Raw genomic sequence first — 24560 nt, 5'->3', positions numbered from 1 at the left:
CGTTGCGCCGCAACATTGTCTTGCTTCTCCCGTCTCTGTATTGGTATTTAACCTTCCGATTGCTTTCTATGACATTTGCCTCCGATAAAGAAGCCGCCGACGCGCTGGCCCGTTCCTACCAGAAGCTGCGCCAGGAAATCGGCAAGGTAATTATCGGGCAGGAAGAGGTAGTGGAACTGGTCCTGACGGCGGTTTTTTCCCAGGGCCACTGCCTGCTGGTGGGGGTACCTGGCTTGGCCAAAACCCTGCTCATTCAAACCATTGCCGACTCGCTGGACCTTTCCTTTAACCGCGTCCAGTTCACCCCCGACCTGATGCCCTCGGACATCGTAGGCTCGGAAACGCTTAACCAGCAGCGCGACTTTCACTTCGTGCCGGGCCCCATCTTCGCCAACATCGTACTGGCCGACGAAATCAACCGCACTCCACCTAAAACCCAGGCCGCCCTGCTGGAAAGCATGCAGGAATACGCCGTAACGGTGGCGGGCAAGCGTTACCCCCTGCAGCGGCCGTTCTTCGTGCTGGCCACTCAGAACCCCATTGAGCAGGAAGGCACCTACCCCCTGCCCGAAGCGCAACTCGACCGCTTCATGTTCAACATCGAGCTGGGCTACCCCAGCTACGAGGCGGAACTGCAGATTGTCAAGAACACCACCTCGGATACCAAGACCACGGTCAGCAAAGTGCTGCACGCCGCCGAAATCCAGGCCTATCAGCAGTTGGTGCGGCGGGTACCGGTAGCCGACAACGTGGTGGAATATGCCGTAAGCCTTGTGCACAAAACCCGCCCCAATACCGGCCGGGCAGCCGCCCGCGCTACGCAGCTGCTGGAATGGGGCGCGGGCCCACGGGCTTCGCAGCACCTTATTGTGGGGGCTAAGTGCCACGCTCTGCTGCACGGCAAGTACTCGCCCGATATCGAGGACGTGAAAGCCGTAGCTCTCCCGATTCTGCGGCACCGTTTGGTGCGCAATTTCAAGGCCGAGGCCGAAGGCATCAGCATCGACCAGATTGTAAAAGAACTTCTTTAGCGGTGCTGCAATACAGGAAAGCGTAGCCCATCAGCGCTGTCGCTCCTAGAGTTCAACACCCACACCTCAACACTCAACTTTTCAATAGTGGAAGCAGCCGGTTACTACCAGCAATTTGAGCGCAACCTCGAAATCATTCTCAGCGGCCTAGAAGCGGGCCTCAACATCCAGCCCACGGCTTTGGGCGTTTCACTGCCCTTGGAAGTGTACGTGCTGAGCGAGGTGCTGAACCAGGCCGGCGGCCAGTTCCGCCTGACTACCGACGACGTTTTAGGCCGTTTGCGCGAGTTCTACGCGCAATTCCGCCAGAATGAAGCCGGCACGGAGGCACTCATGCAGCAGATTCTCTCTGACAAGAAATCGGTAATGCGCACGCCGGAAGGCCGCGTCCTCACCAAAGAAATGCTGATTCGCCGGCTGGAGTACTTCAACGAAGCCGCCCGTCAGGTAAACGTGATGCGCAACCAGCACGCCCTGGGCAGCCCGCCTCAGTCGCGCTCCGGCGTAGGTGCCGCCCTGCAAAAATAGAATCGCGGATTGGTAGGATTTCGCGGATGTCGGTCGTGTGCTTAACCTGCTACCCCACATAAATTCGTGAAGCCTGTAAAATAAAGAAGCCGCTCCAAGTAGGAGCGGCTTCTTTGTTTCTGCCTTTTATATTATAGGCTAACACGAACGGCTAGTTAACTTCACGAACAACAATCCGTGAAATCCGCGTCAATCCGCAATTCATGACATGGAGGCCAGGGCTTCCTTGCGCACTTTGGTATTGCCGTCTTTGGAGTGTTTCAGGTTCAACTCGCCGGTAGGTTCCTGCTTGAGGTGGCTGGGCACTTCGTCGCCGTGCGGGCCTTTGGAAATGGTCACGCCGCCATCCACGTAGTAGGTAGCACCGGTCACATAGCTGGCCTCATCGGAAGCCAGGAACAGGTACACGTTGGCTACTTCTTCAGGAGTGCCGCGCCGCCCCAGCGGTACGCCTTGCACCGTCAGCTTCTCCATTTTGGCGTTCATAGGACCCGTTTCTTTGTGGGTCCAGGCCGTGTCGATCGGGCCAGGGCCCACAATATTGGAGCGCACGCCAAACTTGGCCTGCTCCACGGCTACCCCGCGCTGAAAGGCATGCACGAAGCCTTTAGTACCGCCATACGGCGTGTTCTGCGGCTCGCCCATGTGCCCGGCTTCCGACCCGGCCGATACAATATTACCCTTGCTTTTCTGCAGGTGCGGAATGGCAGCCCGCGTCATCATGAAGTTCGAGTAGATGTTGTTCTTGATCATGTACTCGAAGGCCTCCGTGGGGTACTTGTCGATGGTGGAGACGGTAGGGAAAGCGCCGGCGTTGTTGATCAGGATATCAAGCTTGCCGAACTCCTCCACAGCCGCTTTTACGCAAGCTTTAGCGGTTTCTTCGCGGGAGATGTCGCCGAGGTAGCCGATGGCCCGGCCGCCTTCAGCCAGAATTTCATCGACCACCTCCCGTACCGGGTCACTATCGAGGCCCACCACGACCACGGCGGCCCCTTCGCGGGCGAATTTCTTGCTGATGGCCTCGCCAATGCCCGCGCCGCCGCCGGTTACAATGGCTACTTTATTTGTGAGTCTGCCTGACATGAGGAGAGTAGATAAGAAGGTTGAACGGATAAAAGCAGGTATCTAAGCTCCGGCAAGTGCTTCGCTAGTAGCCAGATGGTGCTTTTCAACGGCTGACGGGCGGCGGGGTTTCTGCGCGTGCTTCTCCCAGACCCCGATTTGGCCATTGTCACCGCATCCGCCGTACTCCCTGCAGCCGTATTCTCCAAATCATGTACGATGCTGCCCCGCCCCTGCCTTCCCCGTCCGGTGCGCCCATCCTGTCGGCGCGGCTTACCCTGCGTCCCTACCTGCCCTCCGATGCTGCCGACTTCTTTCAGCTGATTGACTTGAACCGGCTTCGCCTCCAGCCTTCCTTTCCGGCGCGGGAGGGTGCGGTAAGGGTCCCGGCTGACGCCGTGCAGGTGCTGGCTCAGTTTCGGCAGGATTGGGTTTCGGGCCGCCTGTACGTACTGGGCATCTGGGACACGGCCACTGGCCGCTACCTCGGCGACATCAGCCTGAAGCCTAACTGGTCGGCGCCCGTGACCCTGGAAATTGGCTACTACCTGGCCGAAACCGCCGAGGGCCAGGGCTACGCCCGCGAGGCGCTGGGGGCCGTAGTTGGCTTTGGCTTCAACACGCTGAATGCCTCCCGCCTGCTCATCCGGTGCCGGGCCAATAACCCCCGCAGCTGCGCCGTGGCGGAAGCAACGGGCTTCCAACACCTACCGCCCCGTCCGCGCCCTTGGCCACTGCGCCCTTTTCTTAGCGCCGAGCAGGCTGTTCTATACTACATCCGTCGGCGAGAGTAAGCACCGGCAGAAGATCCTGTTTTTGTCGGCAGCTCCCACCTTAATCGGCGTTTTTCAGCCTGGTTAGCAAAAAGCTCTGGTTGAAATTCAGATAAAGAGCAAAAGAGAAGTCAAACAGCCCATTATTCAGGTCGTACAAGGGCTCGAAGCGGGTGGTCAGAATAACCTTACCCGGCAGCTGGTAATCGCGCAGCACCCGCAGAATCAGCAGTTGCCTCTGTTGTTCGGTGTAGCCCGGGTCGGCGGTGGAAACCGACACGGACTGGTACAGCCGCCCTCCCAAGGGCGAAATATACCGGCTGCCCTGCCAGTAGGCTAGCTGCACATCGGAAAGGCGCGTGTCCAGGCCGGCGTTGAGGTAGAGGCCCGTCCCTCGTTTGTAGGGCAGCAGATAAGTAAAGGAGTAGTCGTGAAAGTAAGTGCCGTAGCCATCAAAGTGAACTGCCTGCACCCATTTACCGGGGAGCACCCGACGCAGCCGAACCCCGGTGGCCACATTGAACAGCGTCTGCAGGGGCTTGTCGATGGTGTCCAGCTGGCCACCAGTATGCGTGGCGGTGAACTGAAAGGGTAGCTTCAGCAGCCACTTCGCAGAATCTCCCAATAGCGTGTGCTCCACACTCAGGCCGCCGGCCACTTCCTCCTGAAAGTTGCTGAACCGGTACTGCTGCCGCTGCCAGTTTACCCAGGCATCCAGGGCCGTGCGCGGGGTTTGCAGCTTATACTGCACTCCTTCCTCCAACCGGTTGGTAATCACCCGCTCAAAATCAAACATCGGTTCAATATAGCCGTGGTGTAAATGGCCCTCGATGTTGCCAAACAGCAGGCGGTGCGGACCATTCTGGTACTTCAAGGTAAACAAGGGGCGTACCTGCCGGAGCCGGGGCGTGCCATAGTCTTTCCACAGGAAAACCCCGGCCTCGAGGCGTAGGTTAGCCGAGGGAAAGTACACCAGCCGGGGCGCCAGCTGCGCCCCGAAATAAGTTAGGCCCGGATCAATCTTGTTGAAGTACTCGTTGTCCTTGTTGAATAGGAACCCCTGAACATCCAGGCGCAGCTCGTGCTCGTATTCAGGGCCCAACGGCAGCGGGTACACAAATGCCCGGTTGTTCAGCTGCCCAAACCCTACCCCCGTACTACCCAACCACCCTACCAACGTCAGTATCAGAGAGGTACAGAATGAGCTATTTCCCAAAATTTTTAGCACAGGAAAATCTTACTAAACTCAACGAATTTTTTTAGCATTGTGGGCACAAAATATAGCCCAGGTGCGTTACTACTAGCCGACCTGAAAAGGGCCCGGCAGTGTAGTTCCGGCACGCTTTGCAAGCCGTTGTGCAGCCGAGCGAAAAGGCCTACATTCACCAAACCTAAGCATTTCCAAACAACCCTTCCTCTATAATGGCTGCAACTACTGACAAGGCCGTCAACGCCAACGCCGAGAAAATGAAAGCCCTCCAGCTCACGCTGGACAAGCTGGACAAAAACTACGGCAAAGGCACCGTAATGAAGCTCAGCGACAACAAGGTGATGGACGTAGAAGTCATCAGCACCGGCTCGCTGGGTCTGGATATTGCCCTGGGTGTAGGCGGTTTGCCTAAAGGCCGCGTGGTTGAGATTTACGGTCCGGAATCGTCGGGTAAGACGACGCTGACCATGCACGCTATTGCCGAAGCGCAGAAGAAAGGCGGCATTGCGGCCTTCATCGACGCCGAACACGCCTTTGACCCGCTGTACGCCAAAAAGCTGGGCATCGACACCGAGAACCTGCTCATTGCTCAGCCCGACAATGGGGAGCAAGCCCTGGAAATTGCCGATCAGCTGATTTCCTCCGGCGCCATCGACATTATCGTTATCGACTCCGTGGCCGCGCTGGTACCGAAAGGCGAGCTGGAAGGCGACATGGGCGACTCCAAGGTGGGTCTGCACGCCCGCCTGATGTCGCAGGCCCTGCGTAAGCTCACCGGCACCATCAACAAGACCAACTGCCTGTGCATTTTCATCAACCAGCTGCGGGAGAAAATCGGGGTAATGTTCGGCTCGCCCGAAACCACTACCGGTGGTAACGCCCTGAAGTTCTATGCTTCGGTTCGTCTCGACATCCGTCGGATCGGCCAGATCAAAGAAGACAAGGACAACGTGACGGGTAACCGCACCAAGGTGAAGGTGGTGAAAAACAAGGTAGCGCCTCCCTTCAAGGTGATTGAGTTTGATATTATCTACAACGAAGGCATTTCCAAAGTAGGCGAGATTCTCGACCTGGGCGTTGACATGGGCATTATTGCCAAGTCGGGCTCCTGGTTCTCCTACGATGGCAACCGCCTGGGCCAGGGCCGCGAGGGTGTGAAAACCGTGCTGCTCGACAACCCCGAGCTGGCCGACAAAATCGAAGCCCAGATTCGCGCCAAAGTGAAAGGCGACCCGGAAGAAGCCATGGCTGCTATTCCCGAGGACCGTTCCATGGACGATGACGAAACCGTAGAGCTGTAACCTGTAAGACACCGGCTCATCTGATGCTGAAAAAGCCCCGCTATTCATTAGCGGGGCTTTTTTATAGGCTTGCCTCCGCCTGAGTTCCTACCCCCTCACCCACCCCCAAACCTTATCAGTGGTGCTATATTCTGCACTTTCAGCAGCTGCGGCTTTCTTTTCGTACAGCGTATTTCCTGCCCTGTCAGAATCCGATTATCTTTGCTGGCACCGCATTTGAGAAGGTACCGGCTACACCTTTATTTGCCGCTCTTACATGATTCGCCGCTGGCTCCTGTTTCCTGTATGCGCGCTGCCCCTGGCAGCGGTACTCACGGCTTTTGGCCCGTCTTCGGAGCCGACCCGCACTGTTCCCAACACCAGCTTTGAGCGGGGCGAAGTGCTCCAATATAAAGTGCACTACGGGCTTATCAACGCCGCCGAGGCGACGATTGAGGTAGATAATGCGGTGCATAAAGTAAATGAGCGCCCCTGCTACCGCGCTACCGTAACGGGGCGCACCCTGGGTTCCTTCGACTATTTCCTGCGCATTCGGGACACGTGGCGGTCTTATATCGACACCACCAGTATTCTGCCCCAGCGCTTCTTCCGCAACATTGAGGAGAAAAGCTACCGCAAGCGCGAAACGGTGGACTTCGACCACGTACGGGACGTAGCCAACGTGGAAAGTCATAAAAAAGACAAGAACGACGTTAAGAAAGGCACCTTCAAAACGCCTAACAACGTGCAGGATCTGGTCAGCGGCTTCTACTTCCTGCGCACCCTCAACTACGACCAGCGCCGCCCCGGCGAAGTAATCAAGGTGCAGGGCTTCTTCGACGAAGACGTCTTTACCATGGACGTGATATACAAGGGCCGGGAAACCGTGGAAACCAAGGCCGGCGTCATCCGCGCCATTCGGTTGGTCCCGAAAATGCCCAGCAACAAGCTTTTCAAAGGGGAAAACGCCATTTCGGTGTATCTCTCCGACGACCGAAATAAAATACCGGTCTTGATTCAGGCGGAAATGTTTGTGGGCTCCGTGAAGGTGGACATGTTCAAATACAAAGGCCTCCGAAACCGACTGAATCTGGTGGCAACAAACTGATGCTTGCGCGAAGCGGCTCCCGTTGGGGGCCGCTTTTCTTTTTTCCTGCTTTTCCCTCCGCCCGACCACACCTACCTGATGCACACTACCTTAGCTCCTTCCCGCCGTTCTATTCTTCCTCCGCCCCGGCACCCAGCGCCGGCCAGCGCTAAACCCGCTCCCTCCCTGGTTGATTACGTTTGGCCGATTCCGCTGCCCGCGCCCTCCTCGGCCAGGGCGGCCAGTAACGAAAACGTAATACGCCGCGCCCGCCGGCCGGCCATACTTTTGTCTTCGCGCATTCTGTTTTACCCCAAACCACCTCGCCCCGTGCAGCCAACCGTCGCCCCGAACGCCTACAAGATCTTGGTAGTTGATGATGATCCGGACATCGTGGAATTGCTGGAGTATAATCTGCGCAAGGAAGGCTACGAGGTAGCCAGCGCCCCGGACGGCCGCAAAGCCCTGGAAGTTGCTCCGCAGTTCGGCCCCGACATCATTCTGCTGGACGTGATGATGCCCCACCTCGATGGCATTGCCGCCTGCCGCCAGCTGCGGGAGCTACCCCGCTTCAAAGACACCTACATCATCTTCCTGACGGCCCGGGCCGAGGAGTTTTCGGAGGTAGCCGCCTTTGAAGCCGGCGCCGACGACTTTATTGCCAAGCCCATCAAACCCCGGGCCTTGCTTAGCCGCCTGGCCGCCTTCGTGCGCCGCGACAAAGACCCGCAAACCCAGATCAGCAGCATCGAAATCAACGGCCTCAAGATTGACCGCACCGGCTTTGCGGTGTACCAGGATGGCCGCAAAATCACGCTGCCCAAAAAGGAATTTGAGCTGCTGGCCTTCCTGGCGGCCTCGCCCCACAAAGTATTCGGCCGCGACGAGCTGCTGCAGAACATCTGGGGCAACGACGTGTTTGTGCTGGCCCGTACCGTGGACGTGCACGTGCGCAAGGTCCGCGAAAAGGTAGGCGACCACCATATCCAGACCATTAAGGGGGTAGGCTACAAGTTCAACACGGATAATTGATTTAGTTAGCAATTACTAATTAGTAGGGAGGAATTATCCGCTTCAGCGTCAGGCAATTTCTCATCACTAACTATTAATTGCTAATTACCTCCCATGCGGTTTACTGTTTCCTCCCGCGTCATTGCCATTATCCTGTCCTTGCTGGTAGCGGCCGTCCTGACCGCACTAGCCTGGGTAGCGCCTACCCTCTCCCTGCGGGAAGGGGTGCTGGCTGCGGGCATTACAGTGGCGGCTTGTTTTCTGCTGCTGTACCTGATGTTTGAGGCCCTGATCTTTCGGGAAATCAACAACATCTACGAGGGGCTGGAGCACATCAAGCGCAAGGAGCTGCGGCGCATGTCGAACAAGTTTCTGTTCCGGCCGGAGCCGCTCAAGCGCATGCGCGACGAAATTCTGGATATGGCCCAGCGCAAGCAGCAGGAAATTGATGAGCTGAAGCGCCTGCAGGTGCTGCGCCGCGAGTTTCTGGCCGACGTATCGCACGAGCTAAAAACACCCATTTTCGCGGCGCAGGGCTTTGTGCACACCATTCTGGATGACGACGACACCGACGAATTCACCCGCAAGAAATTTCTGCAGAAAGCCGCCGCCAGCCTAGACGCGCTGGACTTACTGGTGCAGGACCTTGTAACCATTTCTCAGCTGGAGAAGGGGGTAGTGCGCATGCGCCGCCAACCCTTTGATATTGCCCGGCTGGTGCTTGACATTTTCGAGCAGCTGGAGCTGAAAGCCTCCCGCCGGCGCGTTACCCTGGAACTGGCGCCTGTGCCGGGCAATAGCGCGTGGGTGGTGGCGGACCGTAACCGCATCCGGCAGGTGCTGATTAACCTGATTGACAACGCCATCAAGTACGGCCGCGAGAACGGCCACGTAACGGTAGCTTTAGCGGAAAGCGGGAAAGCTCTGCGCATCAGTGTGCAGGACGACGGCGAGGGCATTCCGAAGCAGCACCAGAGCCGGATTTTCGAGCGTTTCTACCGCATTGACAAGAGCCGCACCCGCGAGTCAAGGGAAGCGGGCGGCTCCGGGCTGGGACTGGCCATCAGCAAGCACATCGTGGAAGCGCACAAATCCACCATCCGGGTCCGCAGTGAGGTAGGCCAGGGTACTACCCTGGAGTTTAAGTTACCCCGGCCCCGTGCCGCTGCCGTGGCCCCGGCTACCGATGCCACGTAAGAAGTAAGTACCTTTGCAGCTCTTTATGAAGCTGCCCAATTTCACCGACCTGATTCTGTTTGAGGACGAGGACTTCGTCATCATCAACAAGCCCCCCTTTCTGGCCACCCTCGACGAGCGGTTTGGCGGGGCGCCCAACATCCTGCGCCTGGCGCGGGAACACTACGATGATATTCAGGCCTGCCACCGCCTCGATAAGGAAACCAGCGGCGCGCTGGCCCTGGCCAAAAACCCGGCGGCTTACCGGCACCTGGCCATGCAGTTCGAGAACCGCGAGGTGAAAAAGGTGTACCATGCCGTAGCCTGGGGCGTGCACCAGTACGACGGCCTGCGCGTGGACCGCAGCATTGAAACCACCACCAAGGGGAAAGCCCGCCTGGCCTACAAAGGCAAGCCGGCCGTGACGCTGGTCCGCACCCTGGAGGCCTTTGCCCGCCACACCCTGGTAGAGTGCCAGCCCATCACGGGCCGCATGCACCAGATCCGGCTGCACCTGGCCTACCTGCAGGCTCCTATTGTAGGTGACGGTATGTACGGCGGCGACGATTTTTACTTGTCGTCGCTCAAGCGGAAGTTCAACATGAAGCAGGGCGAGGATGAGCAGCCCTTCATCAAGCGCTTTGCCTTGCACGCGGCTCAGCTCACCTTTGCCAAAATGAACGGGGAGCAGGTAAGCATTGAAGCCCCCTACCCCAAGGATTTTCGGGTATTGGTAGAAACGCTGCGGCAATACCAGTAGCCCCACCAGCCCAGCACAAAAAAGGACGACCTTCCCATAGGTCGTCCTTTTTTGTGCTGGCTGGTAAGCCCGGTCGCTACTGAACCTTCTCGAAGATGGCCATGCGTACCGAATCGGCGGTGGGTTTGCGGCGGTTGCGGGGCATGGCCCGCTGCCAGCGCAGCCGATACTGTGGGTCGTTGCGCAGATCATTCAGGGGCACCTGCCCTTCCAGCACAGCGTACCATTCATCCCAGAACACCAGCGTGCCAACGGGCAGAGGCCAGCTTTTTTCACGCACGGCTGGTATGTGGCTGTACTGCGGACCGAATGGGTCGGTCTGCAGGGGGAGGGCAAAGTAAGGATGCTGAAAAACTACGTGGGGCGGGCGCCCCTGGCGTAGTGCCCACGTGGCTGCTTCGTCGGCCAGAATCTGGTCGGAAGCTCTGCCAAAGTCCCGCTCCCACCGAAGCCCGGCCCGCATCCCACTAAACACCAAACCGACCACCGCCACTGCCAGCACTACCCGGATGCGGTGGCGCGCCTGCTCCGAGCGGGCCAACCCGGCCAGCGTTGCTACCCCCCGCAGGGCAATCAGGCTTATTAACGGCACTACGCAGCACAACACCCGCGTCAGGCCAAAGGACCCAAAAATGCCGAAGGTCCAGAAAATGGTATGGGCCCCGATAAATACCACCACGTTGCCGTACACCAGCAGCAGCTCGGCCGTGAACTTCTCTGGCCGCAGCCGTGCCGTTGGCTTACTCCATTCCCATAGCATCCGGAATCCGCCAATCCAGAACAGCGCGTACAATACCCAGCCAATAGTGCCGGGCAAACTCAAAATAAAGTGCGGCCACTGCCCATGGCCGTAGTTTTCATTTCGGGTGGGGTAGGCATTGTGCGTGAACACCCACAGGAAATCCTGGTACACAAACAGCCCGGCCACGCCATACACCACAAAGCCCAACCCCAGCCACGGCAGGGCCCGCCAGTGGCGGCTCAGCAGCAGATACAAGCCAAATAAGCCCAGCAGAATAAAGCCTTCGGACCGGGCGAATGGCAGAAAGGACACGATGGCAGCCCCCAGGCTCACCCGCCCTTGCAGCACCAGGGCTACCCCGGCCATCAGCACCAACGCGAAAGTCGGCTCCGTCAGGCCCGAGAACTGGATGCGGAAATAATCCGGGGAGGCGTAGCAAAACAGAATAGCCAGCCACGGCCACGGCAGGCGCAGCGCACGAGCCGCCCCATACGCCAGCCAGGCCGCAGCGGCCACCAGCACGCACTGCAGCACCATTACGGCCCGCAGGCCCAGCTGCGCCGGCAGAGCCATTAGCTCCACCACCAGCGGTTTCGACCACGATTCCAGAAAATTGATGGGATGCTCGAAAGCGTACCGAGCGAAGAGGTAATGGTTGATGCTGTCGCCGGAGTCGTAGGTACCTTCGGTAATAAAGCACATGAGCACCGAGAGCAGAAACAGGGCAAGCAGCAGCGCGTAGGCGCGGCGGTTAGCGGGGAGCGGGCCAGCAGGTGCCGGCGAGAAGGCAGGGGGTAGCATAAGTAGCGTAAAAGTACGCAGCGGCGGCGGGGAGGCCATCGGTCAAGTGTTTCAGAGACAATAATTAGCCACTGGCTTGAATATTCGGGGAAAGACGGTAACTTTGTGTCCGTTTTCCCCGAACCCTGTTCGGCTTCTTCTTCATTTTCAAACGCTTATCCTCCTCCCCAATGGATCATCTGAGCTTCAAGACGGTATCCGTCAACAAAGCCAACGCCAACAAGGGCTGGGTTGTGGTTGACGCCGCCGACGCTACCCTGGGTCGTCTGGCCAGCCAAATTGCCAACATGCTGCGTGGCAAGCACAAGCCCTCCTTCACGCCCAACTCGGATTGTGGCGACAACGTCATCGTCATCAACGCCGACAACCTGCGCGTGACCGGCAAAAAGATGACCGACAAAATCTACATCACCCACTCGGGCTACCCCGGCGGTCAGAAGCGCATCAACCTGCGCGACAAGAAAGCCAAGGACTCGACCCGCGTGATTGAGCACGCTGTACGGGGTATGCTGCAAGGCAACAAGCTGGGCGCAGAGCAATTCCGGAACCTGTTCGTATATGCCGGCGCTACCCACCCCCACGAAGCTCAGCAGCCCAAAGCTGTTTCTCTGACGAATCTCTAAGCCGAATTTCGGCCCCTCTTTAACTTCTTCACTTAATGGAAATCTCCAATACCTCTGGTAGAAGAAAAACCTCGGTGGCCCGCATCTACATGCAGGCCGGGCAAGGGAATATCACTATCAACGGCCGGGACATCAAGGCGTACTTCGCCAACGAACTCCTGGAAAACATCGTGAACCAGCCTCTGGCGACGATCGAGCAAGTCGGTCAGTACGACATTAAGGTAAACGTGCGCGGTGGCGGCATTTCGGCTCAGGCCGAAGCTATCCGTCTGGCCATCTCGAAAGCCCTCGTAGGCGACAACGCGGAGGTTCGCCCCGCGCTGAAGAAAGAAGGCTTCCTGACCCGCGACCCGCGCATGGTGGAACGTAAGAAATTCGGTAAGCGCAAAGCTCGTCGTTCGTTCCAGTTCTCGAAACGCTAATCTTCCAGAGGAACCCTTATCATGGCTCAGACCACCACTTATAAAGAACTGCTTGACGCTGGTGCCCACTTTGGTCACCTTACGCGCAAGTGGGATCCGAAAATGGCGCCGTACATCTTCATGGAGAAGAACGGCATCCATATTATCGACCTGAACAAAACGCTGGTTTCGCTGGACCAGGCTGCTGCTGCCATCCGCAACATTGCGAAGAGCGGCCGCAAGGTGATGTTCGTAGCAACCAAGAAGCAGGCGCAGGAAATTGTAACGGAAGAAGCGAAGCGCCTGAAAATGCCTTTCGTAACGGACCGTTGGCTGGGCGGCATGCTCACCAACTTCACCACCGTTCGCAAGTCGCTGAAGAAGATGAGCACCATCGACAAGATGGTGAAGGAAAACACGGCGTACGCGGCCCTGGCTAAGCGTGAGCGTCTGATGCTGACCCGTGAGCGGGAGAAGCTGGAGCGTGTTCTGGGCGGTATTGCCGACCTGAGCCGCCTGCCCGCCGCGCTGTTCGTAGTGGACGTGAAGCGCGAGCACATTGCCGTGAAAGAAGCGCAGAAACTGGGTATTCCGGTATTCGCTATCTGCGACACGAACTCGAACCCCGAGCTGGTTCAGTTCCCCATCCCGGCCAACGACGACGCCTCGAAGTCTATCCAGCTGATTGTAAGCGTAATGGGTAAGGCTATCGAAGATGGTCTGTCGGAGCGGAAAGTCGACAAAGAAGATGCCGACAAGAAGCAAGCCGAAGAAGAAGGCATTCAGGAGAAGCAGAACGCCGACGAATAGGCTAGCTGCCCTCTAAGGAAAAGGGAACATGCGAAGCACTCGGCTCCGGTGTTCCCTTTTTCTATAACTACTACCCCCGCCCTGGCGACAAAGGCAGTAGCGCAACTCAGAAAACCCTCTCAACCTCATATAACTCACAACAATGGCAGCAATTACCGCCGCAGACGTGAACAAGCTGCGCACCATGACCGGTGCGGGCATGATGGATTGCAAAAAAGCTCTGACCGAAGCGAACGGCGACTTCGAAGCCGCTCGCGACATCCTGCGTAAGCAAGGCCAGAAAATTGCCGACAAGCGTTCGGAAAACACTACTTCGGAAGGCCTCGTGCTGGCCGCCGTTAGCGAAGATGGCACCAACGGCAAGCTGATTGCCCTGGCCTGCGAAACGGAGCCCGTTGCGAAAGTAGAAGACTTCAAAAACCTCGCGCAGCAGATCTTGGCTACGGCCGTGAAAACCAACGCTGCTTCGAAAGAAGAGTTGCTGGCCGCCGCTCAGGAAGATGGCCGCTCCCTGCAGGAGCACATCACCGACCTGATGGGCAAAATTGGTGAGAAGCTAGACGTGGTTGCTTACGAAAACGTAACGGCCGAGCGCGTAGCCTCTTACATCCACTCGGATAACAAGAAAGGCGTACTGGTAGCCCTGAAGAACGTAGGCGGCGCCGACGTAGCCTCGGTAGGCCGCGACGTAGCTATGCAGATTGTAGCCATGAAGCCCGTTGCCCTCGACAAAGACGGCGTGGATGCTGCTACCATCGAGCGTGAAATCGAAATCGGTAAAGACCAGGCGCGCGCCGAAGGCAAGCCGGAAGCTATGCTGGAGAAGATTGCGCAAGGCAAGCTGAACAAATTCTACAAAGAGAATACCCTGCTCAACCAAGAGTTCGTGAAGGACAACTCGGTGACCATTTCTCAGCTGCTTGACAAGACCCAGAAGGGTCTCACCATTTCGGACTTCAAACGCGTGGCCATCGTAGGCTAGGCTAATTTGAATTCCTTCTGTTTTGCAGAAAGCTCACCGGCGTGCCGGTGAGCTTTTTTGTTTTATGCAGTTAAATATCCCCCAAAGAAGCTCAACCGTAATAGGACGCTGCCAATATTTCTCATCTCAATTTCTCATTTATTAGCATATATATATATTAAATCCATAACATGGTATCACTTAATAAATAAATAATATAATTATTACTATATTATAGCATTTTCTTATTATGGGAATATATATATTCAACCGGCTATTTATATAATTCAACCCCAGTTAATGCTAATTTCATCGAAAACGCGCAACGTTAATTGCACTAATCCAATTACACAAGGGAGTTCTTTAACACCTTTGTTCTCTGGCGAAGAATGTTTGTGCACTACCATTCACCAAATTTCCCAATATGAAACTCAGCGCTCTACCTTTCCATCCTGCCACCGGGGAACTGCTACCGGCTTACCGCGACGCTTATTTGCGGGGCGACTTATCCAGTGCGAATACTGAGTTGGTGGACGCTTACCTGAAAAGCAACAAAGACACCGCTGATGAAACCCTGAGCCGGTTTTATGAGCTGCGCAGTAAGGGCCACACGGTAAAGCCGGTGGGCTGGGTGCAGCGGCAGTTTGACCTGATCCGGACGGAGCCCGAGCGTTTCCGTCGCCGGGCCGCTGGTATGGTAGCAGTTGGCGCCCTGATGAGCGCCGCCGTATTTGCCGGCACCAACCTGCCCACTGAAAACACCCCCACTGAAAACACCCCCACCGACAATACCCCCGTTGGCATGACGGATGTGCTGGAGTTGCCAGCCGAGGCCGGAGCAGCTAGTGCCTACCGCACCGTTTCCGTGCGGGGCCGCATCCTCGACGAAAACGGCCGGCCGCTGGTAGGTGCCACGGTATGGCAGAAAGGTACCCGGCGGGGGGTAAGCACTGACGCCAATGGCAATTACACGTTGCGCGTTCCCGCCGCTACCCATGAGGCTGCTACCCTGCAGTACGCCTACGCCGGGTATAAGGAGGAGGAGCTGAAGGTGAAAACCAGCCGGACTGAAAACGTTACCCTGCTGCCTAACGCCCAGAACATGAAGCCCGCCAAAAAACGCTGGCTGTTCTTCTAACCACTTGCCGAAGCCTGTTGGCTTTCCTGCTTCGCTTTCCTACACACCTAGTCCGCTTTGCCGAATACGGCACTTTTTACCGCAGATAGCGCGGTAGCTCTTTCTGCCTCCGGCACTGGCTACTGCACTTTTGCTACCCCAGTAGCTATTTTATGAGACTTCCTTTTCTGCACAAAGTTGCGGTGAAGAAAATTACGGGAGATGCTACGGGCCCCGAGCGTGAGCAGGCCGAAACCATTATCCGCTCCGTGCTCGGTGAGCTTCCTGAGTTGATTGCGGCGGCTGTGGTAGACATTAGCTCCGGCAAAACCCTGGTTGCGTACACAACCCAGTCCAGCTTCGACCTTTATAAAATTAGCAGCCGGAATGCGGAGCTGATTCGCACTACGCACCGGATGCTTTTGGCGCCCTGGCTGGAAAATCAGCAACTCACGGACTTGGTGGTGCTGCTGGAAGACCAGTTGCACTGCCTCCGAACTACCGCCAACCAGCGGTGGCTATGCTACGTGGCCGTGCGCAGTGCCGATACCAACATGGCCTTGGTTCGGGAAGTAATGCGGCGCTGTGCCGCCTAAGTGAATCATTGCATTCTTTATCTGCTTTAACACACTTTTTTAACACACCTTCTCATGGCTACTCTTACGCCCGCACAAGCTGTTCAGAACATTCTTAAGGAGCTACCTTCTCTGGTAGCCGTAGCCGTAGTGGAAACGGAAACTGGCATGCCCCTGGCCCACCACTCCAACACGCCCGCCTTCGACGCCGAAACGGCCGCTGCTTACAACACGGAGGTAGTAAAGCAGAAGCTGAAAGCTATTTCGGCTCTGAAGCTGGACCAGACCATCCAGGACATCCTGCTGACCCTGACCGACCAGCTGCACCTGCTGAAGCTCTCCCCTACCGGCGACAAGTTCATTTACCTGGCCGTAAACTCCCGCGACACGAACCTGGCCATGGCTCGCCAGATCCTGAAAGGCCAGACGGCTGCCCTGAACTAAGCAACCGCCTTTACCAGCAAAAAGCCCCGCTAGTATCCAAACTAGTGGGGTTTTTTACTTTATATACATACTAACTGCGCTGCTACGCAGTACACAAGAGCCTACCCCCCGTGCATGAGCATGCGGTAGGACCGGACGCGGGCCTCGGCATTCTGGCGGATGTTGTAGTAGAACAAGGAGTAGTCGGCGATGTGGAAGGAGTGGCGCAGCTCGGGGCGGCCGGGCAGCAGGAAGCGGGGGTAGCCGGGGCGGGTGGTAGGATGAATCCAGACGAGGCCGTTGTGCACCTTGGCATCTACCACGCGTTTATCTACTCCATCGAAGCTGTAGGGCACGCCGCCCAGGTTGAGGCGGGCCGGGGCAGTAGCTGTGTCGCGCGTCCAGGTGAGCGGATTTACGGCCACGCCTCCCTGGAAAGGCGGATACTCCTGCCCCCACTCCACGGTGTTCCAGCCTACGTAGCAGCCCGTTTGGGTCGAGTCGTCGCAGGGGCGCAGCACCTGGAACTGCTCGGGCTGCACCTTGAAGCCGATGAGGTAGGCCGCTACCAGCTGTCGGCGCAACTTCGGGTCCTGGTCGAAGAACTCGCGCAGCAGCCGCGTGGCGTGGTGGGTGCCTTGGCTGTGACTGGCAATGACGATGGGCCGACCTTGGTTGTAGTGGTCGAGGTAGTACTGAAACGCCGTTTTTACGTCGCTGTACGCCACGGCCAGCGCCTCTTGGCCATTCGTGCTGTGTTCATCAAAAAAGGAAAACAGCGTAGCCTGCCGGTAGCGGGGGGCGTAAATGCGGCCCGTGCTGTTAAAGGCGGAAGCCTGCTTCCGGATGGTGCTGGCATCGGTCAGATGATTTACGCGCGCGTCGGTGAGGCTGGCGTTCCACTGGGTCCGGCCGTAGTAGGTCGTAGGGTGCACGAAAAACACATCCACGGGGGCGTCGCGCTGCTGGTTGCGCAGCCGGGTGTGGCGCGGCACGGCATCGGCCGAGTCGCGCCGGTCAGGCAGGGCGGCCCAGTTGTCCTCCATGCGGTAGTCGGGCGCTTCCGGGGTAGCCACGCGCGCGAAGTCTTTGCCGGGCTTGATAACAGTGAGGCAAGAGCCCAGCGCCAACAAGGCTCCCAGCAGAGGTAAACGAAATAGGGGGGTATGCATTCAGCTAAAAGGAAATCGACGGTAATAAACACCAACGCGCACCACCGGTTGCAGGCAGCGCGCGTGAGTGATGCACCAGGGAGCCGGAGTAGAACCGCTACCGGCTTGAGGCCTACTCGCTAAACGTGTTTTCCAGCAGGCGCTCCTGGCGTAGGTACACCATTTTGAAGTTCTTGTCGAAGCGGACCCGCACCTGGGCCGTGGTTTGCTGCCGCTTTTGCAGCGACTGGCGCAGCGCGGTGCTCTTTTCGATAAACGTAACCACCCGCGAGCCGTCGGCTACCGGGGGGCTCACCTTCAGGCTACCGGGCTCAATGGTGGTTTGCCCCTCCAAAAACTCAGGGAAGTGCGACTTTTCCAGCTCGGCTGTAATGGCGGCCGGCGTGGTGTTCTGCTGCAGGTAAAACCGCTCTACCCGGGGCGCAAAGTAGGAAGCCGCCGAAAAGGGCGCCGCCTGCAAATCGGAGTAGTAGCTCTGCAGCACGCTTTCAATGCGCGCTTGGGCGGTGCTTTCATCTACGGCCGGGGCGGCAGGGGCAGCCTCTTCTGCTGGGGCAGTAGTAGCGGGACTGGCCGTATCGGTGGGGACAACAACGGGCGGCACGGCGGGAGCAACACGCACGGTTTCGGGAGCGGCGGCGGGTGGCAGCTCAATCTGCTCCGACTGCGGCCCGACTTCCGGGGTAGCGGCCACCGAATCGGCGGCGGTCAGAGTAGTGCTGGTGAGCCGCTCGGAGCTTTGGTTGCCCCACATCAGGTAGGCCACCAGCGCCAGCAGGGCCACAATGCCCCCCACAATAAGAATGGTGCCGAGCGGGCTTTTGGGCGGGGCCACGTAGGGCTCGTCCTCTACCACTTCCTCTAGTGGCTCCTCACCTACTGGCTGGTTAGAGGGCACGAAGGCATCCTCGCGGGAGGGCGAAGAGCCGGGCCGGCCGGCTTCCAGCGGATGCGTAAGGCCCGGCGTAGCTACGGGTGGCGCGGGCGGCTCGGCCACGTAGGGCGTATGCAGGGGGCGCGACGTGACCGGGGGCAGCAAGGGGTCCTCAATGGGGCCGCTGGTAGTGGCCGGGGGCGTGGGGAAGTGGGCCGAAGCCGGAGGGGTAGGCGCCGCCGGTGGAACGGGCGTTGGCGCTACGGGAGTCGGCGCTACAGGCGGCGCCGGTGGCTCCACGGCGGCCGGTGCGGGCGCGGCATCAGCAAAAAGCAGCTTTTTCTTTAGCGTGTCGAACTCTTGGGGCGTGATGAGGCCTTTTTCCAGCCACTCGTTGAGTTGCCGGAGGGTGTCGAGGGGAGAGGGGTCTTTTTCCATGGCTAAAAGCTGCCGAAAGGCGGCGCGGGCTACTTCCGGTCGAGGTTGGTGAGGCGGGCGCGGCGGCGCTCTACCTGCGCTTTACGCAATTCGGTAAGCCGAGCGTTGTCGAGGAGCTTGACGGAGTCTTCGGCGGCCTTTAGCTTGTTGTCGGCGTTCTGCTTTTTCAACTGCTCTATTTTCTCCAGGTTCGCTTTGGTGTTGGCGGCCAGGCTGGCCCGCTCCTTTTCCAGCTTTTCCTTGTCTTTCTCGGCCGTCGCCAGCTGCTTTTCGGCTTCGGCAATCTGCTCGCGGTAGGCTTTCAGGCGGGCGGCGGCGGCGAAGTTCTGGGTAATGGTGCGCAGGGAGCTGAACTCGGAGGGCGTGCCCGAAGCCGACAGAAATGAATCGGGCCCTACCCCCGCCCACACCGACAACTCCGAAACGGTATCGGCCGGCGAGGTGACGGTGGAATACAAATCGAGCAGCTTGCCCGTTACGCTGGACATGGGCACCTGCCTGGCTTCCAGCACGTCCTTTTTGCCCACTCCAAACACGCCGGAGCCTTTCAGCTTGATATTATAGGTGTCCTTCAGCCAGGCCTGCCAGAAGTCGCGGGTCCACTGGGCGGTGCCTTCTACCTGCACTTTCACGGCGTCCCGCTCGTGCTTGTCGTAGTTGACGCTGCTCGTGCGGGCGTCGTAGAGCTGGGCCCGCACGGCCAGGGGCGCACAAAAAGCGGCCAGCACCAGCCCGAGACCGAAAAATCGTTTCATATAGACGGAGTAGAAAAACGGAAAAACGAGGTCAGAGCGCGGCGTTATCAGATACCGTGCCGGTCGAAGGCCGCCTGCAGATCCTGCTGCATGCCCACGAACCGCTGCACCGCTGCCTGCACAAATTCCTGGTCCAGGAGCAGGTGAATATCTTCCTCCCCGGTCAGGTCCAGCTCACTCACCTTATAGGTTTGCTCGAAAGGACCTTTTTCCAGCTTAATCAGGTACTTACCGTTCCAGCTGAAGAGAGTAATCTTGACATCGGGGTGCGGAATGATGGCGAGCTGACGCATGGCGGGAGAGGACTGATGAACGAGGGGCGAAGATAGGCAGGAGCGGCCAACTGCGGGGCGTAAGCTCGGCATAACTACCTGAGAAGACCCCCGTAAACCGGGTTCAGGCACGAAGCCTAATTCGTTCACCCTCAACACACTTGCATTATGCCACAGGGAGATAAATCGGCCTACACCGACAAGCAAAAGCGGCAGGCTGAACACATTGAAGAAAGCTACGAGAAGCGCGGCCTCTCGGAAGAAGAAGCCGAGAAGCGCGCCTGGGCCACCGTAAATAAGCAAGATGGTGGCGGCAAGAAAAGCGGCTCGGGCCGCAAAAAGGCCGGCGAGTAACCGCTGCCCCTACCCCTTCCAGCAAGTAAAAGCCCCGGTTCCTAAGCAGAATCGAGGCTTTTACTTGCTGAAAGGGGTAGGGCGCTTACAGGCTATGCAGAATGGCGTAGAGCGAAACCAGGGAAACCACTAGCCACAGTCCGGTGCCCAGGATAAACGGCTTCGGCCCTACGGCTTTCACCGCCCGCATGGATAGGCCCGCCCCAATAAAGAACAGGGTAACCGTGAGGCCCAGCTTTGCCAGCTGCACCAGGTAGGGCGCTACTACGTGCGTAGCCGGCACGTAGGTATTCAGGAGCATGGCCCCGATAAAGCCCAGTATGAAGTAAGGAATCTTGACTTTTACATCCTTCTGCCGAAATACCAGGGCGGTGCCGAGCGCCACCGGAACAATCCAGAGGGCGCGGGCCAGCTTCACGGTGGTGGCTACCTGCAGGGCCTGCTCGCCGTAGGCGGCGGCAGCGCCTACCACGGAGCTGGTATCATGAATGGCAATGGCGCACCACAGGCCGAACTGGTTCTGGCTCAGGCTGAGCGCGTGCCCTACCACCGGAAACGCAAACAAAGCCAGAGCATTGAGCACAAATACCGTAGCCAGCGCCACCGACATTTCCTCTTCCTTGGCCCGCAGCACCGGCCCCACCGCCGCAATGGCCGAGCCTCCGCAGATGGCCGTGCCGCAGGAAATCAGGTGGGTGATGTGGCGGCCCAGCCCCAGCCAGCGGCCGGCCACGTAGCCCAGCCCGAGAGTGCCGGCAATGGAAGCCGCCGTAAACAACAGCCCTTGCTGGCCCGCCTGCACGGCGGCCTGCGCGTTCATTCCAAAGCCCAGCCCGATAACGGAGTACTGCAGCAGCTTGGCCGTGAGCTTGCGGGTTTGCGCCAGAAACGGGTTGCCCACCGTTTGAGCCAGCACCAGGCCCAGCGCCAAAGCCACTGGCGGCGAAGCCCAGGGCGTAAGGCAGATACCCAGCAAAACGACGAATACCACCTGAGGCAAGTGCCCGGAGCGGTTGGCCGCCAAACCGGGGGTAGCACCGGCCGGCGCTACAGTAGGCGGGGTGTGCAAGGCCTGCGGATGCGGCGCGGGGGCATCAACGAAAGCAGAGGTGTGGGTGAAGGGGCGGGTAACTTTCATAGGCGGGGCGGGTACTGCTGGCCAAAAGTACGGGAGCCCCTACCCCCATGATAATCCCAAATGGTTATCTAGTATTACTTAAAGTTATATTGCTGATGCGCGTAGCGCAAAAAACGCTCGGCCGCCCTGGACAGGGGCTGGCCCTGCACCCACAGCGCCTCGAAGCTGCGCGGCAGCTGCAGGTCCCGGATGGGCACTATCTCCAGCAAACCCGCCTCCAGCTCCCGCGCCAGGGCCCGCCTCGACACAAACCCCAGGGCTTCGGGCGCGGCTTCGAGGTAGGATTTGATGGCTTCGGTGTTGTCGAAGTAGAAGGCTACGCGCAGGTCGGTAAGCTTGATTTTTCGCTCACGCAGGGCAAATTCCAGCACCTCCAGGGTGCCCGAGCCCCGCTCCCGCAGCACCAGCGGATGGGCCACGACCTCGGCTAGGGGCATGGGCTCGGGGGGCACACCGGCTGGGGTGGCCTTGCGCACCGCCACCAGCTCATCGGCCAGCAGGGGCTCGTAGTGCAGGTCGCGGCTTTTGGAGCGGCCCTCCACGAAACCGAGGTCGAGCTGGCCGCTCAGGATGGCCTCGGCAATTTGCTCGGAGTTGCCATTGAGCAGGGTCAGCTCTACCTGGGGGTAGCGTTTCTGGAAGCCGGGCAGAATACCAGGTAGCACGTACTGGGTAAGGGTGGTGCTGGCGCCCAGGCGCAGACGGCCGGCCGCTTCGCCGTGCAGGTTGTGCAGCTGCTCCGTGAGCTGCTGGTGCAGCTGAGCTACTTCGTCGGCGTGGGCCAGGAGCAGGGTGCCGGCCTGGGTGAGGCTCACGCGGTTGCCGCGCCGCTCAAACAGGCGCTGCCCGTAGGTGCGCTCCAGCTCCCGGATGTGCTTGGTAATGGCGGGCTGGGTGATGTAAAGCTCCTGCGCAGCCTTGGTAAAGCTCAGGTGCCGGGCCACCGACTGAAAAACGCGCAAACGAAAATCGGGCATAGATGCAAGGTACGGGGGTGGGCGAACAGGGCAAGAGCAGCCCCGCCGGCCTACCCCCTTCCGCTGATGCAAACCTGCTTCTGCCTACCTTGCTTCTTTCCTTTGTTTCCCTGAATCCACCCCATGAAAAGACCTTTCCTGACGGCGCTGGCGTTGTTGCCGCTGGCCGCCGCCGCTCAACCAAGCACTGTGTATACCCCCGAGCTGCTCTGGAAGCTGGGCCGCCTGGGCGAAATGCAGGTGTCGCCGGACCGCAAAACGGTGGCCTACACCGTGACGCGCTACAACCTCAGTGAAAACAAAAGCCAGGCCGATATCTGGGTGGTGCCGGTAGCGGGCGGCCCGGCCCGGCAGCTCACGAACACGCCGGGTTCGGAAAGCACCCTGAACTGGCGGCCCGATGGCAAGCTGACCTTTCTTTCCGGGGAAGGCGGCACGGAGCAGCTTTACGTGATGAACGCCGATGGCTCGGGCAAGCAAAAGCTGAGCGAGTTTCCCGACGAGGGCCTGGCCAACCTGAAGTACGCGCCCACCGGCAAGTTCATTCTGTACACCCAGGACGTGAAAACCGGCAAAGCCGTGCAGGACTGGTACCCCGATCTGCCCAAGGCCGACGCCCGCATCATCGACGATTTGAACTACCGCCACTGGAACGTGTGGGACGACTATAAGTCGAGCCACGTCTTCTTTCAGCCCCTCGGCGACGATGGCCGGCCCACCGGTTACGGCAAGGATGTGATGCCCGGTGAGCGGTTTGACGCGCCCCTGGCCCCGCTGGGCGGCTCCGAGCAGCTGGCGTTTTCGCCCGACGGCTACCGGCTGGCCTACACCTCGCGCAAGCTCTACGGCAAGGCCGAGGCCGAAAGCACCAACTCCGATATCTACCTCTACGACATCCGGGAGGGCAACACCCAGAACCTCTCGGAGGGGCTGGGCGGCTACGACGTGGAGCCCGTTTTCTCGCCCGATGGCACCAAGGTAGCGTGGCTGAGCATGGCTACTCCCGGCTTCGAGTCGGACCGTAACGGCATTGTGGTGTATGACTTCAAGACCCGGAAGCGCGAGGATATTACGAAAGGCTCGGAGCAGTCGGCGGCCAACATTCGCTGGAGCCCCGATGGCAAGACCCTCTACTTTCTGAGCGTGCTGGAAGGCACCGAGCAGCTGTTTTCCATTCCGAGCAAGGGCGGCAAGCTGAAGCAGCTGACCAAAGGCGCTCAGAACTACAACTCCTTCGAGCTGGCCGGCCCAGATGTAGCCATTGCCAATAAAACCACCCAGGCCCAGCCCGCCGACCTGGTGCGTCTCGACCTGAAAACCGGCCGCGAAACCCCGCTTACCCGCATCAATGAGCAGGAACTGGCGGGCGTGAAAACCGGCAAAACCGAAGCCCGCTGGGTACGCACCACTGATGGCAAGCAGATGCAGGTGTACGTTATCTACCCACCTGACTTCGACCCAAGCAAAAAGTACCCTACCCTATTGTATTGCCAGGGTGGGCCGCAAAGCCCCATCACCCAGAGCTTCTCGTACCGCTGGAATTTCCAGCTGCTGGCCGCAGGCGGCTACATTGTAGTGGCCCCGAACCGCCGCGGCCTGCCGGGCTTCGGCACGGAGTGGAACAACAGCATTTCGGGCGACTGGGGTGGGCAGCCCATCCGCGACTACCTCTCGGCCATTGACGCCATAAGCCAGGAGCCCTACGTGGACAAGGACCGCCGGGGCTGCGTGGGCGCTTCCTACGGCGGCTACTCGGTGTACCAGCTGGCGGGCAAGCACGAAGGCCGCTTCAAGACCTTTATTGCCCACGCCGGCCTCTACAACCTCACCAGCTGGTACCCCAGCACCGAGGAAGTGTTCTTCGCCAAGCACGACATGGGCGGCGCACCCTGGGATGCTACCCTCCACAAAAGCTACACCGATTTCAACCCCCAGCTCTTCGCCAAAAACTGGGACACGCCCCTGCTCGTGATTCACGGCGGCAAGGACTTCCGGGTACCCGAGGACCAGGGCATGCAGGCCTTTGGCACGGCCCAGCTGCGCGGCATCCCGAGCCGTTTTCTGTACTTCCCCAACGAAGGCCATTGGATTTCGAAGCCCCAGAACTCGGTGCTCTGGAACCGGGTGTTCTTTGAGTGGCTGGCCCGCACCCTGAAACCCGAGGGTCAGGCGGCTAAGTAGCCCTACCCCCTTCCTGATAACAAAG

26 protein-coding genes are annotated in these 24560 nt (G+C 58.9%); 17 read left to right on the top strand and 9 right to left on the bottom strand.

Features of this window, described 5'->3' with window-relative positions; all coding sequences use genetic code 11:
• Positions 1 to 68: 68 nt before the first annotated feature.
• Together GGU46_RS03585 and GGU46_RS03580 are read left to right on the top strand one after the other, a co-directional pair.
• Entirely contained in the window at positions 69 to 1031 is a 963-nt protein-coding gene (locus GGU46_RS03585; protein ID WP_110976799.1) for an AAA family ATPase, read from the top strand.
• Positions 1032 to 1118: 87 nt separating this feature from the next.
• Positions 1119 to 1559 carry a hypothetical protein gene (locus GGU46_RS03580; RefSeq protein WP_183402168.1) on the top strand — a complete coding sequence of 147 codons (441 nt, stop codon included), beginning with the start codon at positions 1119 to 1121 and terminating at the stop codon, positions 1557 to 1559.
• A gap of 201 nt (positions 1560 to 1760) precedes the next feature.
• Here GGU46_RS03580 and GGU46_RS03575 read toward each other — a convergent pair whose 3' ends face one another.
• On the bottom strand, positions 1761 to 2645 hold the full coding sequence (locus tag GGU46_RS03575; protein ID WP_183402167.1) for an SDR family NAD(P)-dependent oxidoreductase: 885 nt from the start codon (positions 2643 to 2645) through the stop codon (positions 1761 to 1763).
• Between the two features lie 191 nt (positions 2646 to 2836).
• On the opposite strand from GGU46_RS03575, the gene GGU46_RS03570 reads away from it, so the two are divergent.
• Positions 2837 to 3418: a GNAT family N-acetyltransferase gene (locus GGU46_RS03570; protein ID WP_183402166.1), complete on the top strand. Its 582-nt coding sequence runs from the start codon at positions 2837 to 2839 to the stop codon at positions 3416 to 3418.
• Between the two features lie 40 nt (positions 3419 to 3458).
• On the opposite strand, the gene GGU46_RS03565 is transcribed toward GGU46_RS03570, so the two are convergent.
• Positions 3459 to 4625: a hypothetical protein gene (locus GGU46_RS03565; RefSeq protein ID WP_215906247.1), complete on the bottom strand. Its 1167-nt coding sequence runs from the start codon at positions 4623 to 4625 to the stop codon at positions 3459 to 3461.
• A gap of 194 nt (positions 4626 to 4819) precedes the next feature.
• Between GGU46_RS03565 and recA the strand changes: the two genes are divergently transcribed.
• From recA to GGU46_RS03540, 5 genes are all read left to right on the top strand, one after another.
• The gene (recA, locus tag GGU46_RS03560; protein ID WP_183402164.1) at positions 4820 to 5908 is read left to right on the top strand and encodes a recombinase RecA; all 1089 of its coding nucleotides are present in this window, start codon (positions 4820 to 4822) and stop codon (positions 5906 to 5908) included.
• A gap of 256 nt (positions 5909 to 6164) precedes the next feature.
• Positions 6165 to 6995 carry a DUF3108 domain-containing protein gene (locus tag GGU46_RS03555; protein WP_183402163.1) on the top strand — a complete coding sequence of 277 codons (831 nt, stop codon included), beginning with the start codon at positions 6165 to 6167 and terminating at the stop codon, positions 6993 to 6995.
• Positions 6996 to 7304: 309 nt separating this feature from the next.
• On the top strand, positions 7305 to 8006 hold the full coding sequence (locus GGU46_RS03550; RefSeq protein ID WP_317171862.1) for a response regulator transcription factor: 702 nt from the start codon (positions 7305 to 7307) through the stop codon (positions 8004 to 8006).
• Positions 8007 to 8099: 93 nt separating this feature from the next.
• Positions 8100 to 9182, top strand: coding sequence for a sensor histidine kinase (locus GGU46_RS03545; protein ID WP_183402161.1), 1083 nt, complete (start codon positions 8100 to 8102; stop codon positions 9180 to 9182).
• A 25-nt stretch (positions 9183 to 9207) separates the two neighbouring features.
• Entirely contained in the window at positions 9208 to 9921 is a 714-nt protein-coding gene (locus GGU46_RS03540) for an RluA family pseudouridine synthase (RefSeq protein ID WP_183402160.1), read from the top strand.
• A 76-nt stretch (positions 9922 to 9997) separates the two neighbouring features.
• On the opposite strand, the gene GGU46_RS03535 is transcribed toward GGU46_RS03540, so the two are convergent.
• The gene (locus GGU46_RS03535) at positions 9998 to 11464 is read right to left on the bottom strand and encodes a hypothetical protein (RefSeq protein WP_183402159.1); all 1467 of its coding nucleotides are present in this window, start codon (positions 11462 to 11464) and stop codon (positions 9998 to 10000) included.
• A gap of 170 nt (positions 11465 to 11634) precedes the next feature.
• On the opposite strand from GGU46_RS03535, the gene rplM reads away from it, so the two are divergent.
• From rplM to GGU46_RS03500, 7 genes are all read left to right on the top strand, one after another.
• Complete coding sequence (gene rplM / locus GGU46_RS03530; RefSeq protein ID WP_110976787.1) at positions 11635 to 12087, top strand: 50S ribosomal protein L13; 453 nt, start codon at positions 11635 to 11637, stop codon at positions 12085 to 12087.
• 35 nt (positions 12088 to 12122) lie between these two features.
• Positions 12123 to 12509, top strand: coding sequence for a 30S ribosomal protein S9 (gene rpsI / locus GGU46_RS03525; RefSeq protein WP_110976786.1), 387 nt, complete (start codon positions 12123 to 12125; stop codon positions 12507 to 12509).
• Positions 12510 to 12530: 21 nt separating this feature from the next.
• The gene (gene rpsB, locus GGU46_RS03520; protein WP_183402158.1) at positions 12531 to 13298 is read left to right on the top strand and encodes a 30S ribosomal protein S2; all 768 of its coding nucleotides are present in this window, start codon (positions 12531 to 12533) and stop codon (positions 13296 to 13298) included.
• A gap of 142 nt (positions 13299 to 13440) precedes the next feature.
• Entirely contained in the window at positions 13441 to 14280 is an 840-nt protein-coding gene (gene tsf / locus GGU46_RS03515) for a translation elongation factor Ts (RefSeq protein WP_183402157.1), read from the top strand.
• A 403-nt stretch (positions 14281 to 14683) separates the two neighbouring features.
• On the top strand, positions 14684 to 15397 hold the full coding sequence (locus tag GGU46_RS03510) for a carboxypeptidase-like regulatory domain-containing protein (RefSeq protein ID WP_183402156.1): 714 nt from the start codon (positions 14684 to 14686) through the stop codon (positions 15395 to 15397).
• Between the two features lie 152 nt (positions 15398 to 15549).
• The gene (locus tag GGU46_RS03505) at positions 15550 to 15972 is read left to right on the top strand and encodes a hypothetical protein (protein ID WP_183402155.1); all 423 of its coding nucleotides are present in this window, start codon (positions 15550 to 15552) and stop codon (positions 15970 to 15972) included.
• 54 nt (positions 15973 to 16026) lie between these two features.
• Positions 16027 to 16395 (top strand): hypothetical protein, encoded by a 369-nt coding sequence (locus GGU46_RS03500; RefSeq protein WP_183402154.1) that lies wholly within the window; start codon positions 16027 to 16029, stop codon positions 16393 to 16395.
• 101 nt (positions 16396 to 16496) lie between these two features.
• Here the strand turns inward: GGU46_RS03500 and GGU46_RS03495 are convergent, their stop codons facing one another.
• The 4 genes from GGU46_RS03495 to GGU46_RS03480 all read right to left on the bottom strand — a co-directional run bounded on the left by GGU46_RS03495 (position 16497) and on the right by GGU46_RS03480 (position 19906).
• Complete coding sequence (locus GGU46_RS03495) at positions 16497 to 17546, bottom strand: DUF3089 domain-containing protein (RefSeq protein WP_183402153.1); 1050 nt, start codon at positions 17544 to 17546, stop codon at positions 16497 to 16499.
• A 112-nt stretch (positions 17547 to 17658) separates the two neighbouring features.
• Positions 17659 to 18858, bottom strand: coding sequence for an SHOCT domain-containing protein (locus GGU46_RS03490; RefSeq protein WP_183402152.1), 1200 nt, complete (start codon positions 18856 to 18858; stop codon positions 17659 to 17661).
• A 29-nt stretch (positions 18859 to 18887) separates the two neighbouring features.
• Positions 18888 to 19613 (bottom strand): hypothetical protein, encoded by a 726-nt coding sequence (locus GGU46_RS03485; RefSeq protein WP_183402151.1) that lies wholly within the window; start codon positions 19611 to 19613, stop codon positions 18888 to 18890.
• Positions 19614 to 19660: 47 nt separating this feature from the next.
• Positions 19661 to 19906, bottom strand: a complete 246-nt coding sequence (locus tag GGU46_RS03480; protein ID WP_183402150.1) for a hypothetical protein — start codon at positions 19904 to 19906, stop codon at positions 19661 to 19663.
• A gap of 147 nt (positions 19907 to 20053) precedes the next feature.
• Here GGU46_RS03480 and GGU46_RS03475 point away from each other — a divergent pair, with 147 nt between their 5' ends.
• Positions 20054 to 20239, top strand: coding sequence for a hypothetical protein (locus GGU46_RS03475; protein WP_110976776.1), 186 nt, complete (start codon positions 20054 to 20056; stop codon positions 20237 to 20239).
• Between the two features lie 85 nt (positions 20240 to 20324).
• Here the strand turns inward: GGU46_RS03475 and GGU46_RS03470 are convergent, their stop codons facing one another.
• The gene (locus tag GGU46_RS03470; protein WP_183402149.1) at positions 20325 to 21377 is read right to left on the bottom strand and encodes a YeiH family protein; all 1053 of its coding nucleotides are present in this window, start codon (positions 21375 to 21377) and stop codon (positions 20325 to 20327) included.
• A 74-nt stretch (positions 21378 to 21451) separates the two neighbouring features.
• Positions 21452 to 22354 (bottom strand): LysR substrate-binding domain-containing protein, encoded by a 903-nt coding sequence (locus tag GGU46_RS03465; RefSeq protein ID WP_183402148.1) that lies wholly within the window; start codon positions 22352 to 22354, stop codon positions 21452 to 21454.
• A gap of 123 nt (positions 22355 to 22477) precedes the next feature.
• Between GGU46_RS03465 and GGU46_RS03460 the strand changes: the two genes are divergently transcribed.
• The gene (locus GGU46_RS03460) at positions 22478 to 24535 is read left to right on the top strand and encodes a S9 family peptidase (protein WP_183402147.1); all 2058 of its coding nucleotides are present in this window, start codon (positions 22478 to 22480) and stop codon (positions 24533 to 24535) included.
• Positions 24536 to 24560: the final 25 nt, after the last annotated feature.

The sequence above is a fragment of the Hymenobacter latericoloratus genome (assembly GCF_014199535.1).
Classification (GTDB): domain Bacteria; phylum Bacteroidota; class Bacteroidia; order Cytophagales; family Hymenobacteraceae; genus Hymenobacter; species Hymenobacter latericoloratus.
This window is presented reverse-complemented; position numbering and strand designations above follow the sequence as displayed.